This window comes from Pseudoxanthomonas sp. GM95 (genome assembly GCF_900109775.1).
Lineage (GTDB): Bacteria > Pseudomonadota > Gammaproteobacteria > Xanthomonadales > Xanthomonadaceae > Pseudoxanthomonas_A.
In genome coordinates, this window is sequence record NZ_FOAX01000005.1 from 24,326 (window position 1) to 41,585 (window position 17,260).

The 17,260-nt window shown below is 61.0% G+C and carries 19 protein-coding genes; 11 read left to right on the top strand and 8 right to left on the bottom strand.

Annotated features, from left to right (window positions below; translation table 11 throughout):
- Window positions 1-111: 111 nt before the first annotated feature.
- Window positions 112-1,167 (bottom strand): NADP-dependent oxidoreductase, encoded by a 1,056-nt coding sequence (locus tag BMZ17_RS19900; RefSeq protein ID WP_217645873.1) that lies wholly within the window; start codon window positions 1,165-1,167, stop codon window positions 112-114.
- A gap of 48 nt (window positions 1,168-1,215) precedes the next feature.
- Between BMZ17_RS19900 and BMZ17_RS19905 the strand changes: the two genes are divergently transcribed.
- Both BMZ17_RS19905 and BMZ17_RS19910 read left to right on the top strand, forming a co-directional pair.
- Window positions 1,216-1,797, top strand: coding sequence for a TetR/AcrR family transcriptional regulator (locus BMZ17_RS19905; protein WP_217645875.1), 582 nt, complete (start codon window positions 1,216-1,218; stop codon window positions 1,795-1,797).
- A 482-nt stretch (window positions 1,798-2,279) separates the two neighbouring features.
- Window positions 2,280-2,702, top strand: a complete 423-nt coding sequence (locus tag BMZ17_RS19910; protein ID WP_093144060.1) for a DoxX family protein — start codon at window positions 2,280-2,282, stop codon at window positions 2,700-2,702.
- A gap of 43 nt (window positions 2,703-2,745) precedes the next feature.
- On the opposite strand, the gene BMZ17_RS19915 is transcribed toward BMZ17_RS19910, so the two are convergent.
- Entirely contained in the window at window positions 2,746-3,696 is a 951-nt protein-coding gene (locus BMZ17_RS19915; RefSeq protein WP_093144063.1) for a LysR family transcriptional regulator, read from the bottom strand.
- 151 nt (window positions 3,697-3,847) lie between these two features.
- Between BMZ17_RS19915 and BMZ17_RS19920 the strand changes: the two genes are divergently transcribed.
- The 6 genes from BMZ17_RS19920 to dmeF all read left to right on the top strand — a co-directional run bounded on the left by BMZ17_RS19920 (window position 3,848) and on the right by dmeF (window position 8,701).
- Window positions 3,848-4,255: a ketosteroid isomerase-related protein gene (locus BMZ17_RS19920; protein ID WP_093144066.1), complete on the top strand. Its 408-nt coding sequence runs from the start codon at window positions 3,848-3,850 to the stop codon at window positions 4,253-4,255.
- A 1-nt stretch (window position 4,256) separates the two neighbouring features.
- Entirely contained in the window at window positions 4,257-4,943 is a 687-nt protein-coding gene (locus BMZ17_RS19925; protein WP_254775481.1) for a GNAT family N-acetyltransferase, read from the top strand.
- A complete protein-coding gene (locus BMZ17_RS19930; protein WP_093144068.1) occupies window positions 4,858-5,817 on the top strand; it encodes a carbon-nitrogen hydrolase family protein in 960 nt (319 codons plus the stop codon). Before BMZ17_RS19925 ends, BMZ17_RS19930 begins: the two co-directional genes overlap by 86 nt.
- 77 nt (window positions 5,818-5,894) lie before the next feature.
- Window positions 5,895-7,004, top strand: coding sequence for an S-(hydroxymethyl)glutathione dehydrogenase/class III alcohol dehydrogenase (locus BMZ17_RS19935; RefSeq protein WP_093144071.1), 1,110 nt, complete (start codon window positions 5,895-5,897; stop codon window positions 7,002-7,004).
- Window positions 7,005-7,071: 67 nt separating this feature from the next.
- Window positions 7,072-7,650 (top strand): S-(hydroxymethyl)glutathione synthase, encoded by a 579-nt coding sequence (gfa, locus tag BMZ17_RS19940; protein WP_093144074.1) that lies wholly within the window; start codon window positions 7,072-7,074, stop codon window positions 7,648-7,650.
- Between the two features lie 106 nt (window positions 7,651-7,756).
- Complete coding sequence (dmeF, locus tag BMZ17_RS19945) at window positions 7,757-8,701, top strand: CDF family Co(II)/Ni(II) efflux transporter DmeF (RefSeq protein WP_093144077.1); 945 nt, start codon at window positions 7,757-7,759, stop codon at window positions 8,699-8,701.
- Window positions 8,702-8,810: 109 nt separating this feature from the next.
- Here dmeF and dmpH read toward each other — a convergent pair whose 3' ends face one another.
- The 6 genes from dmpH to BMZ17_RS19975 are packed head-to-tail and all read right to left on the bottom strand — an operon-like array spanning window position 8,811 to window position 13,878.
- Window positions 8,811-9,599 carry a 2-oxo-3-hexenedioate decarboxylase gene (dmpH, locus tag BMZ17_RS19950; RefSeq protein WP_093144080.1) on the bottom strand — a complete coding sequence of 263 codons (789 nt, stop codon included), beginning with the start codon at window positions 9,597-9,599 and terminating at the stop codon, window positions 8,811-8,813.
- Entirely contained in the window at window positions 9,596-10,636 is a 1,041-nt protein-coding gene (gene dmpG / locus BMZ17_RS19955) for a 4-hydroxy-2-oxovalerate aldolase (protein ID WP_093144082.1), read from the bottom strand. The genes dmpH and dmpG overlap by 4 nt, the downstream gene beginning before the upstream one ends.
- Complete coding sequence (locus tag BMZ17_RS19960; RefSeq protein WP_093144084.1) at window positions 10,633-11,583, bottom strand: acetaldehyde dehydrogenase (acetylating); 951 nt, start codon at window positions 11,581-11,583, stop codon at window positions 10,633-10,635. Before BMZ17_RS19960 ends, dmpG begins: the two co-directional genes overlap by 4 nt.
- A gap of 38 nt (window positions 11,584-11,621) precedes the next feature.
- Window positions 11,622-12,404 (bottom strand): fumarylacetoacetate hydrolase family protein, encoded by a 783-nt coding sequence (locus BMZ17_RS19965; RefSeq protein WP_093144086.1) that lies wholly within the window; start codon window positions 12,402-12,404, stop codon window positions 11,622-11,624.
- Window positions 12,405-12,415: 11 nt separating this feature from the next.
- A complete protein-coding gene (locus tag BMZ17_RS19970) occupies window positions 12,416-12,610 on the bottom strand; it encodes a tautomerase family protein (protein ID WP_093144089.1) in 195 nt (64 codons plus the stop codon).
- An 8-nt stretch (window positions 12,611-12,618) separates the two neighbouring features.
- Entirely contained in the window at window positions 12,619-13,878 is a 1,260-nt protein-coding gene (locus tag BMZ17_RS19975) for an MFS transporter (protein ID WP_093144092.1), read from the bottom strand.
- 142 nt (window positions 13,879-14,020) lie between these two features.
- Between BMZ17_RS19975 and BMZ17_RS19980 the strand changes: the two genes are divergently transcribed.
- The 3 genes from BMZ17_RS19980 (at window position 14,021) to BMZ17_RS19990 (ending at window position 17,178) form a co-directional block, all read left to right on the top strand.
- Window positions 14,021-14,695 carry a hypothetical protein gene (locus tag BMZ17_RS19980; RefSeq protein WP_139203026.1) on the top strand — a complete coding sequence of 225 codons (675 nt, stop codon included), beginning with the start codon at window positions 14,021-14,023 and terminating at the stop codon, window positions 14,693-14,695.
- A gap of 74 nt (window positions 14,696-14,769) precedes the next feature.
- Window positions 14,770-15,579 carry an IclR family transcriptional regulator gene (locus tag BMZ17_RS19985; protein WP_175485698.1) on the top strand — a complete coding sequence of 270 codons (810 nt, stop codon included), beginning with the start codon at window positions 14,770-14,772 and terminating at the stop codon, window positions 15,577-15,579.
- Between the two features lie 210 nt (window positions 15,580-15,789).
- A complete protein-coding gene (locus BMZ17_RS19990; protein ID WP_093144100.1) occupies window positions 15,790-17,178 on the top strand; it encodes a DcaP family trimeric outer membrane transporter in 1,389 nt (462 codons plus the stop codon).
- The last annotated feature ends 82 nt before the right edge of the window (window positions 17,179-17,260 follow it).

Here is a 17,260-nt window from a genome sequence, read left to right on the forward strand (position 1 = left end):
CAAAAGCTTCTCTTCGCGCTACGTAACACACGTTCCCGGAGTCCGGCAAAACGTTGCCCTCCTCGCATGGCGCCAAGTCGCTGGACGAGCGTGATCAGGAACAGTTAGGGCTCAATGGCCAGGCAACAGCACCAGCTTGCCGCGCGCACGACCGGCCAGACTTATCTCAAGCGCATCGCGCCAATCCTCCAACGCAAAGGTCTGCGCAACGGGGATGGAAAACTGCCCATCGGCAGCAAGCTGCCCATACGCACGCAGGGCGTCCCACCGAAGCTTGAAGCCGCCTTCGGCTTTGACGTTCTCCGCACCCATGCGCACCCCGGTCTTGGCTGCGCCTTCGAAGTCGGCAATCGTGATGACGCGGGTAGGATCTCCACCCGCGAGCTTCACCAGGTCAGGCAGCGCACCGACAGACCCCGCTTTCAAGTTGACGGGCGCCGCGTCCACGATCACGTCTGGCGCTTGGTTGATCAGTGCACGCACGCGTTCCACCATTCCCTCGCCATGCGAGGCGACCAGGACACCCATTGCACGCAGCCGATCTGCAAAGGTGTCGCCAGCTGTCGCGATGACGTGAGCTCCTTCTCGTAATGCCATTTGGACGGCGGCAAAGCCCACCATCGTGCCGCCTCCGTTGATGAGCACCGTCTGTCCATTCTTGAGACCCGACCAGGCCACGTAACGGGCTGCAGTTTCAACCACCATCGGAAGCGCTGCTGCTTCTACGTGCGCCAGTCCTTCGGGAAGCCGCTCCCAATGGTTGAGGGCGGCGTAATCAGCCGCACCTGCGCTGGGATAGGCCCTGAATTCGGCCGGACCGAAGACGGCATTGCCGACGGCGACGTCGGTCACTCCCTCGCCTACCGCAGTGACAACGCCCGAAACATCCAGCCCGATGCCACATGGCAACTCCCGCGAAGACAGTCCACGGCAGAGCGCCCAATCGGCGGGGTTCAATCCGCAGGCATGCACGCGCACGACGATGTGCCCTGCCACGGGCGCTGGGATGGGCCCGATCTCCAGACGCAGGACATCGCCTGGCTCACCGTGTTCGTAAAACCGGATCGTTCTCGTATTTTTCATAGCCACAGGTTTCTCCACGCATCGATTGGCCTCCAAGGCCCATTGCTCAGGCACCCTGGATTCGTTAAAGTCAGTCACTGACATTAATCTAGATTTTTACGTCAGTCACTGTCAATAGGAGCGTGAGCGCGCATGCCAAAAATTCGAGGGGATGTCCGTCGTCGTATGCGGGAAGCCGCCCTGGCCCTCTTCAGCGAAAAGGGTTACGAGCGCACCACCGCCGCCGAAATCGCAGCCCGTGCCGGTGTCACCGAGCGCACGTTCTTCCGCCACTTCCCCGACAAGCGCGAAGTGCTCTTCAACGAGGCTGAGCTACATGCCAGGCTGGACGCGGCGATCGCAGAAGCGCCGCCTGCCCTAAACGCACTGGAGATCGTGGTGTGGGCGTTCAAGTCGGCTGCTCCCCTGTTCGAGGAGAACCTTCCCCTGGCGAACGTGGGGCAAGCGGTGATCGCGCAGACGCCCGCATTGCAGGAGCGTCAACTTGCCAAGACCGCTTTGATCACCCGTGCTATCGCCAAGGCGCTCAAGCGTCGCGATATCGCCCCTGCGATCGCAGACCTTGCTGCTGCAACGGGCATGGCGCTCACGGGACACGCTTTGCGGACATGTGTGCAAGATCCATCGACGCCCTTGGTTAAGCACCTTGAGAACGCTTTTCAGACCTTGCAGGTATTGTCGAGCACTGAAGCACACAGAACTAAAAAGAACTAATCGCTTCGTGCGTAGTCTCCTATTGCGCAGAAGCCGCCTTTACCTACCTTGATAGATCCCCCCTACAGCGCTGCACTTGCGCGTAGGGCCCGGGCCGAAGCTGTGTGACTACGTCTAATAGGAAAGCCCACTAGTGGCGGTCGATGCGTGCCGACGCGTTTGACGTAAGCGCCGCTAGGCTTTAGTGCCATTGATTGTTCCACGTAGGCCGACCGTGGGCTGGCGTGCTTACAAGATTCTGTCGTCGTCGCTAGTTGCCTGCTATCAAGCACCGTTGAGAGGCAACAGGCGCATTTGTGAGCACAGCCGAGGACGTAGGCATCAATAATTTTACTTATAGAAACAATTGATGTCGTTTCGCGTTATTTATTGATTTATTTGTGATGAATACAGTGACTGCATCTGGCCACCGCGCCTGACGTTAGTCAGTGGTGCGTCAGTCGACCCAGAACCGCAAACCCACCCCAGCACGAGAATTCATCATGTCCACTTCAGCATCTTCCTCCACGACCCGTCGCTCTACTGCACTGCCTGCTACGTTTGATCTTGCGGGGCGCGTCCTGCTCGTTGTCCTGTTCCTAGTTTCTGGATTTGGCAAGCTCGCCGCCTACAGCGCAACCGCCGGCTACATGGCATCGGCTGGCGTGCCCCCCGTCATGCTGCCGCTGGTTATCGCACTCGAAATCGGTGGCTCCATTGCAATCATCCTGGGATGGCAGACGCGGGTAGTCGCTTTCCTGCTGGCCGGCTTTACGCTTTTGACTGCCCTGCTGTTCCACACAAATCTGGGCGATCAGATGCAGCAGCTGATGTTCATGAAAAACTTGGCCATCACCGGTGCCTTCCTGCTGCTCGTTGCAAACGGCGCAGGCCGCTTCAGTCTGGATGCACGCAAGCGGACTTGATCGTTTGCAAGGGGATTGCCACAACATAGAAAAAGGGCGGCTTTTAGCCGCCCTTTTTTTGTTTCGGCTTTGGACGATCCCTTGAGCCAACCTGACTATCTGAAAGCGTGCTCAAGACGGAAGCCAGCGCATCAAAGACAATTCGTACACGAGCTGCCACTGGACCCGGCTGAGGCCGGAAGACGTACAGACCCCATGGTGAGGGCTCCTCGCTCTCAAGCACCCTGACAAGCCCTCCTGAGTTTAGGTGGGGAAGCGCCATGTAGTCGGCGAGTTGGCCAAAGGCGATCCCGGACAAAACCGCCCCCATTTCGATATCTGCATCATCGGCAATCACCACAGGTGATGTCGGCGTCCACTGCGCCCCTGCCCTGAAATACCACGGCCATGGACGCCCCGTGTTTTGATCGAGCGCTGCCGCGACAGGCAGATTCGCCAGATCCTCAATCTTGTCCGGCGCTCCCAACTTTTGGATCAGGTCCGGACTGGCCACCGTTAGCAACCGCATCTTGGCCGCTTCACGCGCGACGTACCGGCTGTCCCGCATGAAGCCAACCCGAAGACCTACGTCGATGCCCTCATCGACGGCATCACTGATTCGATCCGACAAACGTACATCCAAGGTGATCGCTGGGTGTTGCTTGGCGATCTCCTCCATGGCGGGCAACACCGCGCGCGAGCCAAGACTGCGAGGAACGCTGACACGGACTAGGCCCGACACAGCTGCCTGCTGTTTGGTGTGAGCCGGACGCCACAGATCTTCGAATTGCGCCAGTGTTGGCGCCAAACGCGCCAGCAGTGCCTCTCCGAAGGCGGTGATCCGGACCTGGCGCGTACTCCTGTGGAATAGCGGCTCTCCGTAATGCTGCTCCAGCTGCTTGACCGCGCGGGTGACGCCTTGTGGCGAAGCCCCCAAGCGAATGGCGGCTTCGCGAAAACTGGGAGCCTCTGCTGCAGCACGAAAAATCCGGAGGAGTTCGAGTTCGCCTTGCATGGGGTGCCCACATAAAAACCAGCGCCTAGAGTATTCCACCTATAGGAATTATGAAATCTAAACCGTTCCATATACGGGCATTTATAGAACGAGGAGACTGACCTCCATCCGCTGCCACGGCAGCTTTCCTCAACGCTTTCTGGAGCTACTCATGAACGCAGCAGCGCTCGTGGACACCTACTACGCAGCCTTCAACCGCGGCGACCGGCAGGTGATGCTGGCCTTGCTGACCGAGGACGTGGTGCATGACCTTAATCAGGGCGAAAGGCAAATTGGCCGCCAGGCGTTTCGATCGTTCCTGGAACGCATGGACAGCTGCTACGACGAACAGCTACGCGATATCACCTTGCTCTCCAGCGCTGACGGCACCCGAGCAGCTGCCGAGTACGTCGTCCATGGCATCTATCACAGCACTGATAAGGGATTGCCCGAAGCGATCGGTCAGGGCTATGTCTTGCCAGGGGGCGCGTTCTTCCAAATTCGCGACCATCGCATCTGCCGAGTGACCAATTACTACAACTTGGAAGATTGGCTGAAACAGGTCAACAGAGGATCCTGACGTGCAATCCAACACACAGATCCTAGTGCGCCACGGGCGGGAAATGAACCACTGGTTCGATGCGGTTGCCCACCTGCGGATGAAGGTGTTTCGCCAGTACCCCTACCTCTATGCGGGAAGTCTGGAGTACGAGCGCGGCTATCTGGCCAGCTACGCACGTTCACATGAAAGCGTTCTGATCCTCGTGGTTGATGGCAAATCTGTCGTGGGTGCGTCAACGGGAATTCCCTTGGCGCAGGCAGATAAAGCCTTTCAGCTGCCGCTTGCAGGACGTGGCGTCGACATCGACTCGGTTTTCTATTGCGGTGAGTCGGTGCTGTTACCCGAGTACCGAGGACAGGGCATCGGTCATCAATTCTTCGACCGCCGCGAAGCGCATGCGCACAAGCTGGAGAATTTCCAGTGGACTGCTTTTGCGAGCGTGGACAGGTCACATGAAGATCCCAACCGTCCGGCACAGTACCGCAGTAACGAGGCGTTCTGGTTAAAGCGCGGCTATGCGCCGTCGGACATGAAAGCACAGCTGCATTGGCGGCAGATCGGTGATGACACGGAAACAACACACGCAATGACGATGTGGATGCGTGCATTGGAGAGAAAAGATGAAGATTGCAGTCGCCAAATACCAGATTCACCGGCCGGAAAGCTTCGAGAGTTTTGCGCAGCGTCAGCGCGACCTGCTGCTTGAGGCCAAGCGCGCAGGCGCTGACCTGGCTGTGTTGCCGGAGTATCTGGCGCTTGAACTCGCAGCTTTCTTTCCAGCCGACGTTAGCGCTGATCTACATGCCTCGTTCAAAGCGCTGCAACCGCTTCAGGACGCCTGGCTCAGCCTCTACTCCTCGCTATCGCGCGAATTGGGGATGTACATCCAGGCCGGTACGTTCATTGCGCAGACCGGCGAGCAACGCTATCGCAACCGTGCATGGCTGTTTGCACCCAACGGGATGTCTGGCTACCAGGACAAACTACAGCTGACCGGCTTCGAGCGCGCCCTGCGAGTCATCGATCCAGGCGATGAGGTCAAGGTCTTCGACGTCGCTGGCGTCGGGGCGGCAATAGCCGTGTGCTACGACAGCGAATTCCCGCTGCCTGTGCGCGCCCAGCGTGAGGCTGGGGCCAGCCTGCTGCTGGTACCCAGTTGTACCGACACTGCTGCTGGCGCGACGCGTGTCCGGGTTGGGGCAATGGCCAGGGCGCTTGAGAACCGTATGTTCGTTGCCCAGTCCGTTACCGCAGGACTGGCCGCGTGGAGCCCTGCCCTTGACGTCAATACAGGAGAAGCGGCGATTTTCGCGCCTATGGACTACGGCTTCCCTGACAACGGTATCGTGGCTTCGACGTTAGGCCATCAGCCTTGGGCCATCTCCACGGTCGATTTTTCATTGCTGCGCACTAGCAGCACGCACTCGCATGTCCATGTCGATCGTGATTGGGCACCGCTGGCCAGATCCGGTGAACTCAAGGCGACATTCTCCCGATTGAAGGCACCAGTTCAACACCTCTGGAATGTCCAGGCTGGGAATGCTGAAGCACCCATTGCCCGGCGCTCCCGAGCGCTTTAGATCCAAATCCGCAAGCAAAACGCAGATCGAGCATTTGCTGCTGCAACCCACTTCCTGACCACACTGAGGATTGACTCATGAAATCACGTGCCGCCGTCGCCTTCGCTGCAGGCGAACCTCTCAAGATCGTCGAAATCGACGTTGCCCCGCCAAAGAAGGGCGAAGTGCTGATCAAGATCACCAGCACCGGCGTGTGTCACACCGATGCCTTCACCTTGAGCGGCGATGACCCCGAAGGTCTGTTCCCCGTCGTGCTGGGCCATGAAGGCGCCGGCATCGTGGTCGAGGTCGGCGAAGGTGTGACCAGCGTCAAGCCCGGCGATCACGTGATCCCGCTGTACACCGCCGAGTGCGGCGAATGCGAGTTCTGCAAGTCCGGCAAGACGAACCTGTGCGTGGCCGTGCGCGCCACCCAGGGCAAGGGCGTGATGCCCGACGGCACCAGCCGTTTCAGCTACAACGGCGAGCCGCTGTACCACTACATGGGCTGCTCGACTTTCAGCGAGTACACCGTGGTGGCCGAAGTGTCGCTGGCCAAGATCAACCCGGAGGCCAACCCGGAACACGTCTGCCTGCTCGGCTGCGGCGTCACCACTGGCATCGGCGCGGTACACAACACCGCCAAGGTGCAGGAAGGCGATTCGGTCGCCGTGTTCGGCTTGGGTGGCATCGGCCTGGCCGTGATCCAAGGTGCGCGCCAGGCCAAGGCCGGCCGCATCATCGCCATCGACATGAACCCGTCCAAGTTCGAGCTAGCCAAGCAGTTTGGCGCTACCGACTTCGTCAATCCGAAGGACCACGACAGGCCGATCCAAGAAGTCATCGTCGAGATGACAGGCTGGGGCGTGGATCACTCCTTCGAGTGCATCGGCAACGTCAATGTGATGCGCGCGGCGTTGGAGTGCGCGCACCGCGGTTGGGGCCAGAGCGTGATCATCGGCGTGGCCGGCGCGGGCAAGGAGATTTCGACCCGTCCGTTCCAGCTGGTCACCGGCCGTCGCTGGCTGGGTAGCGCCTTCGGCGGCGTCAAGGGCCGCAGCCAGTTGCCAGGCATGGTCGAGGACGCGATGAAGGGCGAGATCGACCTGGCTCCGTTCGTTACCCACACCATGGGCCTGGAGCGCATCAACGAGGCGTTCGACCTGATGCACGAAGGCAAGTCCATCCGCACCGTCATCAACTATTGATCACTCGCAACATGCCCCGGTCTTTCCGGGCCGGGGCGCATCTTTGTAACAACCACCAGGAGTCATCATGAGCGACATCACTATCCATCCTTCCGTCGAAGGCGGCGTCACCGCCGGCAGCGACGGCTTCAACGGCGGCACCCTGCGCTGCCATTGCGCCAGCGACAAGGTCGAGGTTCAGATCTCGAGCAACGTTGCGCACAACCATGCCTGCGGCTGCACCAAATGCTGGAAGCCGGAGGGCGCAGCGTTCTCGGTCGTCGCCGTCGTCTCGCGCGATGCGGTCAAGGTGACAGCGCACCCGGAAAAGCTCAAGGTCGTCGATGAAACCGCCACAATCCGTCGCCATGCCTGCACCGGTTGCGGTGTGCACATGTACGGCCGTATCGAGAACAAAACCCACCCGTTCTACGGTCTCGATTTCGTCCACGTTGAACTGTCCGACGAGAAGGGCTGGGAAGAACCGCGCTTTGCCGCGTTCGTGTCATCCATCATCGAAGGCGGCGGTGCCCGTCCAGAGCAGATGGATGGCGTGCGCGCCAAGCTGAGCAAGCTCGGCCTGCCCCCTTACGACAGCCTCAACCCGCCGCTGATGGATGCCATCTCCACGCACATCGCCAAGGCGAACGGCGTGCTGGCTGTCTGATCAGGGATCGGTTGCTGGCGTGCAGCGCGCGCCGGCAACCTCTTCCACATGACATACCTTGTCGCGATCGTCACTAAATCAAAGAAGATCTAAGGACACTGCCTCCATGCACGTGCATCAGGACATCCACCGTCATGACGGGCCCAGCACTGGCACGCCGCTGCACACCGAACGACAGGTCAAAAAGGCGCTGGTGCTGACCGTCCTGGTGATGGCGGCGCAGATCGTCGGCGGCACCGTGCTCAATTCCATGGCGCTTCTTGCCAACGGCTGGCACATGAGTTCGCACGCGCTCATCCTGGGGCTGTCCCTTGTGGCTTACGCCATTGCCCGCAGGCATGCCAGCGATGCGCGATTTGCATTCGGCCCTTGGAAAATCGAGGTGCTCGGTGGATACACCAGTGCCCTGCTGATGTTCTGCATCGCCATCTCGATGATCTTCGAATCGGTGCAGCGGCTGGTCACGCCCGAACCGATCCATGTCCGTGAGGCCATGATCATTACCGTGATCGGCCTGGCCGCCAACCTGGTCTGCGCCTGGTGGCTGCGTGATCAACACGACCATGCCGCATCTGGCGCCCATGCGCACGAGGCCACCGCCCACAGGCACCCTGCCGCTGGCGGCAAGGACCTGAACCTTCGCGCGGCCTATCTACATGTCCTGTCCGATGCGACCACGTCGATGCTGGCGCTGTTCGCCCTTGGCGCCGGTACGCTACTGAACCTGGCTTGGCTCGATCCAGCGGTGGGCATTATCGGTGCGCTGATCGTCGCAAGTTGGGCGCTGAAGCTGCTCGGCAAGACCGCCGGCATCCTGCTCGACGCCGATCCGGACGGTCCGCTGGCAGGCGAGATCCGCCAGCTTGTCCACGACGAGGCGTGCAACGCCTCCATCCACAAGATGCAGGTCTGGCGCGTTGGCCGGAGCCATCACGCCTGTTCCATCTGCCTGGCCGCACAGGGCGAGGTGGACATCAACAACCTCAAGGCCCTGCTGCTGCAGAATCAACGCATCAAATTCGCCTCGATCGAGCTGGTTCCGGCGCTCTAATCACGCGAGAAAAACTCAGGTCGCAGCTAGATGGGCCGATCAGGAATCGGCCTTTCTATTCGGATCTGTCTGGTATGTAGCGCCACCATCGAAGATTGACCAACAGTCGTCAAATCAAGCGAAAGCCAGCGGTTCCCAATCCGTCCGCCCGCAAAAGGATCGAATCGCCAGCAGCGACGGGAATCGCTGCTGTTATCGCTCCTGACAGCACCAGGCTGCCGGCCGGGAGGCTCTGCCCACGGACATGCAGCATGTTGACCAGCATGGCAACCGCCGTCGCTGGATTGCCGAGCACGGCAGCGCCCGCGCCTACTTCCATTACCGCACCATTCTTCTCAAGCACAACACCGAGCGTTTCTAGGTCCACGCCTGCTGGAGAGACCGGGCGCGAGCCGACGACGTAACGCGATGCCGAAGTGTTGTCGGCGATCACGCTTGGCAGATCGAACTTGAAGTCGCGGTAGCGCGAATCGATCAGCTCAATCGCTGGCAGCAAGAAGGCCGTGGCTGCCATCACCGCTGCCTCGTCGCAGTTCGGGCCGGACAGCGACTCGCTCGTGACAAAAGCGATTTCCGCTTCGACCTTTGGATGGATGAGCAACGCGGTCTCCACCAGGCCGCCATCATTGACCGCCAGGTCTTCGCTCAGGAATCCGTAGATCGGGGTATCGACCCCCATCTGCTTCATCTTGGGATAGGAGGTCAGGCCCATCTTCATACCGGTGATGCGCAGGCCGCGCCCTTGCTTGATCGCACGCAGCGCGTCCTGGATGTCGTACGCGGTATCGACATCGATGCCCGGATGCGTATCGGTCAGCTTGTCGACGTCGTAAACGTTGGACTGCGCTTCATCCAGCAGGCGGGCGCAGTCCTCGATGACTTCGGGTTCCAGACTCATGCGCGTGCTCCTTCAGGCTGGAGTTCAAGCAGGTCTAGTGCAACATCGACGATCATGTCTTCCTGGCCGCCGACCATGCGCCGCTTGCCCAGCTCGACCAGGATGTCCACCGTAGACAGGCCGTATTTTTTTGCCGCCGCCTCGGAGTGGCGCAGGAAGCTTGAATACACGCCGGCATAGCCCAGCGCCAGGGTCTCGCGGTCCACGCGCACCGGCCGGTCCTGCAGCGGGCGCACGATCTCATCCGCCGCATCCATCAGCGTGTACAGGTCGCAGCCGTGGTTCCAGCCCAGTCGCTCCGCAGCGGCGATGAAGACCTCCAGCGGCGCGTTGCCCGCGCCTGCGCCCATGCCGGCCAGGCTCGCATCGATGCGGTCGCAGCCCTCCTCCACCGCGACGATCGAGTTGGCCACGCCCAGGCTGAGGTTGTGGTGCGCGTGCATGCCGGTCTGGGTCTCAGGCTTGAGCACGTCCTTGAAGGCACGGAAACGCTCGCGGATGTCTTGCATGCTCATCGCGCCGCCCGAATCGACCACGTACACCGTGGTGGCGCCGTAGGACTCCATCTTTTTTGCTTCGGCGGCAAGGTTCTGAGGCGTGGTCATGTGGCTCATCATCAGGAAGCCGACAGTATCCATGCCCAGGCTGAGCGCCGCCTCGATGTGCTGGCGCGACACGTCGGCCTCGGTGCAGTGCGTGGCCACGCGCACGATGCGCGCGCCCGCCGCGTAAGCATCCTTCAGATCGTGCACGGTGCCGATGCCCGGCAGTAACAGCGTGGCGACCTTGGCGTACGATACGTTGGAGGCCACCGCTTCGATCCATTCAAGGTCGGTGTGCGCGCCAAAGCCATAATTGAAGCTCGAGCCACGCAGGCCATCGCCGTGTGCGACCTCGATCGAGTCGACCTTGGCCGCATCCAGGGCCCGGGCGATGTCGATGGCGTTCTGCACGCTGTACTGATGACGCACGGCGTGGTTGCCGTCACGCAGGGTGACGTCGGAGATGTACAGCTTCTTGCTCGGATCGTGGCTCATGCTGGCAGCTCCTGTGGATTGCGTTGAGCCAGCAGCGATTGGGCCATGCGTTCTGCAGTGGCCAGCGCCGCGCTGGTCATGATGTCCAGGTTGCCGGCGTAGGCCGGCAGGTAATGTGCCGCGCCTTCGACCTCCAGGAAAATTGAGGTCTTCAAGCCGGTCATGAGGCCCACGCCCGGCACTTTGATCGGCGTGTCGATGCGTTCGAACTGCACACGCTGCTTGAGCCGGTAGCCGGGCACGTACTGGGCCACGCGCGCCACCATCGCATTGACGGCTGCCTCGATGGCGTCGGTGTCCGCGTCTTCGGACAGGGTGTATACGGTGTCGCGCATCAGCAGCGGCGGCTCGGCGGGATTGAGCACGATGATCGCCTTGCCCTTGGCGGCGCCACCGACCGACTCCAGCGCGTGCGAGGTGGTCTCGGTGAACTCGTCGATATTTGCGCGCGTCCCTGGCCCGGCCGACTTGCTCGAGATACTCGCCACGATCTCGGCATAGTGAACCTTGGCCACCTGCGATACGGCCGCCACCATCGGCACGGTGGCCTGACCGCCGCAGGTGACCATGTTGACGTTGAGCGCTACCAGGTTGTCCTCCAGGTTGACCACCGGCACGCAGTACGGGCCGATCGCCGCCGGCGTCAGGTCGATCACCCGGATACCCGGCCTGGCCGCGCGTAACAGACGGTCGTTCTCGATGTGGGCACCGGCCGAAGTCGCATCGAAGACGATGTCGATATCGGCGAATTGCGACGATGCGATAAGGCCGGCCACGCCGGTGGCGCAGGTGTTCACGCCCATCCTGGCCGCGCGCGCCAGGCCGTCGGAGGCCGGGTCGATGCCGACCAGCGTGCCCATCTGGACGGCCTGCCCGTGACGCAGGATCTTGATCATCAGGTCGGTGCCGATATTTCCCGAACCTACGATTGCGACTTTAAGAGTCATTGCGGTCTTCCTCGTGCGGATGAATCGAGTTGGTCGACTCAGGTAAATTTGACCTGCGCGCTGCCAATGCCGGAGATGCGCACCCGCATCGTGTCGCCGGGCGCCACGTCGACCAGGGGAACAAGAGCGCCAGACAGGATCACCTCGCCCGCCCTGAGCCCGATGCCGAACCGGCCCAGCGTGTTGGCTAGCCACGCGACACAATTGGTGGGTGAGCCCAGTGCGGCAGCGCCAGCACCAGTGGAGATGACCTCGCCGTTCTTCTCCACGACCATGCCGCAGGTACCCAGGTCGATACCTGCCACCGGGACGCGCGACTTGCCCAGCACGAAGGCTGACGCTGACGCGTTGTCCGCCACGGTGTCTGCTATGGCGATCTTCCAATTGGCGATGCGCGAATCGACGATCTCAAAGCACGCCGCCAGCGATTCGGTGGCGGCCAGCACGTCGTGCGCAGTGATGCCCGGGCCTACCAGGTCGTGCCCCAGGATGAAGGCGATTTCGCCCTCGGCACGTGGCGCGATCATGCCGGCGAGCGATATCGCAGCGCCGTCTTCGTAGGCCATCGCATCGGTCAACGTCCCGAAGTCCGGCTGATCGACGCCCAGCATCTTTTGGACCGCGGCACTGGTCAGGCCAATCTTGCGGCCCACGATCTTTTCGCCTTCTTCCAGGCGGTATTGCAGCAGCGCTTCGGAAATGGCGTAAGCCGCCTCGATATTAATGCCCTGAACGCGCCCGGTCAGTGGCGGGATGGGCAAGGCGTCGCGTAGCGCGCGGTGCAGTTGCTGTGCGTGTAGCTGGATGTGCTCATGTTGCATGACGTGCCCTTTCAGTTGTTCGACGGGTCGCTTTTGAGTCGGTCTCCGACGGCAAAGCGCGTCGGCGGGACCTCGTTGACCATCACCCGGACGGTCTGGATCGGCGCATCCAGGGTGTCTGACGCAACCTGCGCTACCTGGCGAATGAACTGCTGGATCTTTTCTTCTGGACGTCCCTGGACCAGGGTGATGTGGATGATGGGCATGACTATCCTCAGGTCAGTTCGACGCCGCGCGTCTCGGGAAGGAACAGCAACACGATCAGCGCTGCCAGCGCGAAGAAGCCCGCCGTCGCGATCAATCCGACGCTGACGCCGTAGTTGCTGGCAAAAAAGCCGATCAGCGCAGGGGCGATGGCGGCGAAGGCACGCCCGCCGTTGTAGACAAAGCCTTGGGCAGTGGCGCGTACCGAAGTGGGAAACAGCTCAGCAAATGTCGGAGCGAAGCCGCTATAAAACCCGGTGCCGAAATAAGCCACCACAATGCCGAAGGCCATCAGCACGGCAGGCTGCTGGATCGTCGCGAAAATCGGCACCGATACGGCCGAGGCTACAAAGAACAGGATGAAAGCCTTCTTACGACCGATGTAGTCGGCGATGTATCCGAAGGTGATGAACCCCAGCGCGGCGCCGACCTGCATGATCACGATCCAGACTGTCGACTTGACCAGATCAAGACCCGGACCGCCCTCTGCCACTGGCGTGGCCAGATATGTTGGAATCCAGGTAAACAAGCCCCAATAGCCGCACATTGCGGTCATTGTGAAAGCCAGGCCCACGATCGTTCCGCGCGCATGATCGGTGAACAGCAAACGCACGGTCTCGATAAACCCGAGGCGCTTGGTCTGTTGCGACCAGATCTCTGGCTCCTCGACATGGCGGCGTACGTAGAACGCCAGCAGCGCGGGAATCAGCCCGACCGCGAAAACCCAACGCCAGCCACCAATCGGCACGACCACAGCCGCAACGATCGCGGCGAGCGCATAACCTGCAGCGAATGCGCTTTGTACCCAGGCCATCACTTTGCCGCGATGCTTGGCCGGCCAAGTCTCGCTAACCAGCGCCGAGCCCGCCGACCACTCGCCGCCGACGCCCAGACCGACAATTACGCGGAACAGCATCAGCTGCCCAAGGCTGCCGGACAGTCCGCACAAGGCAGTCCCGACTGAGTAGCAGATGATGCTGAGCATCATTGACTTGGCCCGGCCGATGCGATCGGCGAGATAGCCAAAGACCAATCCGCCTGCTGCTGTGGCCAGCAGGGTTGCCGACACGACGATGCCAGCGGCGGATTTATCGAAACCCAGTTCCGCGCCAACGTGTTTGATGACCATGGCGAAGAGCATCAAATCCATGATGTCCAGCGCCCATCCCAGGTATGCGCTTCGGAAGGTGTTCCATTGCTGCGTCGTGGCGCCCCGCCACCATCGATCGGTCGCGTTACCTGCAGGCTGAAGCGGTTCGGTCCGGCTCATGCACCCCTCCCAAGGGCCATGTATCGATCATCGATACACGTGTATCGTATTACTCGATCTGCGGACTAAAGTATCAGACTTTGGTCTCGTGTATCTTTCATCGATACTCGTGATATCACTTTTGGCAGCAAGAGGAGATGCCATGACCGCTTTGACGCTACGCCTGTACGAAGATCACCTGCCCGCTGGCTGTCCGGCCATCTACCTCTCACGCCTTCCACGGGCGCTCTACGTCCGGGACGGATCGGTGATGGCCGATGACGAAAGTGGCGGCAGGTTGATCGAAGCAGGCCAGGGCCATGTCCATGATGGCGGCCTATCGCTCGTTGCCGGCCAGGCCGACACGCTGCTATGGCGTTGGGAGCTGGAAGAATCGGCCCGCGCGCCCTCGCCTGCACTGCCGTCTGCGCCGGCTACTAGCAGCCGCCTGCTTCTGGAGCAGGAGGTCGATCTAGACAGACGATTTGATTGGCTGATGCGCTGCGACCGCGTCGACTTCCCGCCTGGCGGCGTGGCCCTGACGCATGTCCACCAAGGTCCCGGCATTCGCATCGTGCATCACGGCCAGATCGCCATCGAGACCCTGGGCCAGCGCCACGTTCACAATCCGGGAGAGGCCTGGTTCGAGCTGGGACATGCCCCCGTGCTCGCACCCACTACCGAGGATGGACCGACCGCTTTCGTGCGTTGCTTCCTGCTGCCGCGTGCATTGAAGGGGGTCAGCTCGATCCGTTATGTCCGCCCAGAGGATGCGCGCGCACCGAAGGTGCAGGAATACCGGGTGTTCGCTGAGCGTTTCATCAGTCTTCCTGACTAAGCGCCGTCACGATGAGCGAGACACGGCAACCTCAGATTCGGTACGCTGAAAGGCCCTACGGCCCGCCATCCGCCATGAAACGTTCCTCCTCGACAGCCGATGCAGACGCGACGGACACCTTGCCAGACGACGGTGCCACGCCTACTGCCATTGTTTCGCTGAAGATCATTGAAGCCCTGGTTTCAACGTCTTCAGGAATGGGGGTGACCCAACTTGGACAGCTCTTGGGAATGCCCAAAGCGCGCATGCACCGTCATCTGACGGTGCTGCGCGAGCACGGTTATGTAACTCAGGATCCGCGCACCAGCACTTATCAGGTCGGGTGGCAACTCTATCTGCTGGGCCAGGCCTGCAGCAGGCATTTCGACATCATGTCGCTGGCAAAGCCGATGCTAGAGCGGCTGCGGGACAAGATCGGGCAGACGGTGGTGGTGTCGAGCTTCACCGGCAGCGAGGTAGTGGTCATTGACGTCTTGCGGGGCACCTCGCCGGTGGAAATCAGCCTGCGCCAAGGCACTCGATTTGCGCTCAATAGCGTTGCCCAGGGAAAGATCGTCTTGGCCTATGGCCCATCGGCGCTGCTGGAGGAAACCCTGGAAGGTCCTCTAAAAGGCCTAACCCAACGCACCATCACTGATCCCGATCGCCTGCGCAGCGAGGTGGACCTGGTGAAACGCCGAGGTTGGGCTGATGCCCCCGAGGAGCTCTATACGGGCATCAACGCCCTGGCCGCCCCCGTGTTCCAGGCCGATGGTTCGCTGTTTGGCACCATCGCCATCGTGGGCTCTATCCACTACCTGCCCTCCACGGCAGACCTGACGACAATCGCCGACCTGCGACAAACCGCTGCGCAGATTTCCGAAGCTTTGGGCCACCAGGCCTGAGTTCGCGCCCGCAGTCATGCAATAGGCGCTAAGGCGCCGGTACCGGCAACGCCCTTCAACCTGCTGCGATCTGCAGCGGGACGTGCCGGTGTTGCTCCAACGACATGTTTTCAAGCGATGAGCGCTGCTTCGCACGCATGGCGCCCCTCGTACCGCCCTCGCAGGAGGGCTAGCCCTGCGTGCCATCCATGCTTCTTGGGAGAGGAGAAGATGAACTTGCTTCGTATATCGCATTGCCCGCTGTCACTGGCCATCACCGTGGCGATTTTGTTGCCCGGTACTGCGTTTGCACAAACAGCAAAGGAACGGGCGCTTGAAGCCCGCGTGGCCCAGCTGGAGACGCAGGTCCAAGCCCTGATCGGCGCGCAGCAGCAACAGACCTCCCAGATCGATCAGACACAGGACCAAGTGGCCCAGACACAGCGCCAACTCGACCAAGTCCGTATCCCCGCCAGTGCAGTGCCCGCCGGCAAAGCCCCGATTCAAACCCAGTCGATCATGCCCGGCGCCATGCAAGGCACTACCTTTGCCTTCGGTGGCTTCATCAAGATGGATGGCATGTACACCGAGACTTCGGATGGTCGCATGGCCGACGGCTCGGCCGGCCGCCTGTTCTACGTACCAAGCGCAATTCCGGTCGCCGCTGCGAGCGCGCAGGGAGGCGATGGCTACACCGACTTCCATGCACAGTTCTCACGTCTGAATTTCTCGATGGACACCACCACCGACAACGGCGACAAGATAAAGGCCTTTATCGAGGCAGACATGTACGGGGGCGGCAGCAATGCGCTGTCGGGCAACGAAACCTCAACCAACACCTATGCCCTGACCCTGCGCCATGCTTATGTCACTTGGAACCACTGGCTAGCCGGCCAGACCTGGTCAAACTTCACCTCCGCCGAGGTCCTGCCCGATGCGGTCGATTTCCTCGGGGTGACCGATGGCGTGGCATTCGTGCGACAAGCTCAGCTGCGTTACACCCACGGCGGCTTTTCGATGTCGCTGGAGAATCCGCAGACCAGCATCAGTGCATACCAGACAGGCGTACGCTCCAGCTCCGGTGACAATGCCCTGCCCGACTTCACAGCCAAGTGGGGGGTCAAGGGAAGCTGGGGCAGTTTCAACGTCGCGGCGCTTTTGCGTCAGTTTAAGTCAGCAGAAGAGGACACCAGCGGTGCCTCATTGAGCCTGTCAGGCAAATTCAACATGGGCGAGGCTGACGATATCCGCTACCAGTTCAACGGCGGCAAGGGCCTTGGCCGCTACATGGCCTTTGGACTGGCGCCGGACACCGTGCAGGACGCACAGGGCGGACTGCACGCTGAGAACTCCTATGGCGGTTATGTCGCCTGGCGTCACCTGTTCTCCCCGAAACTGCGCAGCAACCTGATGTACTCAGCCGCGCTGCTGGACAACGAAGTGGCCTACACCGGCTTTGCCATCACCGAGCGCTCCCAGTCCTGGCGCGCCAACCTGATCTATTCGCCTTTCTCAAAGCTGGACCTGGGAGCGGAGCTGAGCTGGGGACGACGCGACCTTGAAGACGAGCGTTCGGGTGACCTGCGGCGGATCCAAACCTCGGTCAAGTATTCGTTTTAGACGATCAAGATTCGGCCGCCCCGTGCTCGGGGCGGCCTTGCTTATTCAACATTGATTGAAGCCTATGCATTGCACGTGACAT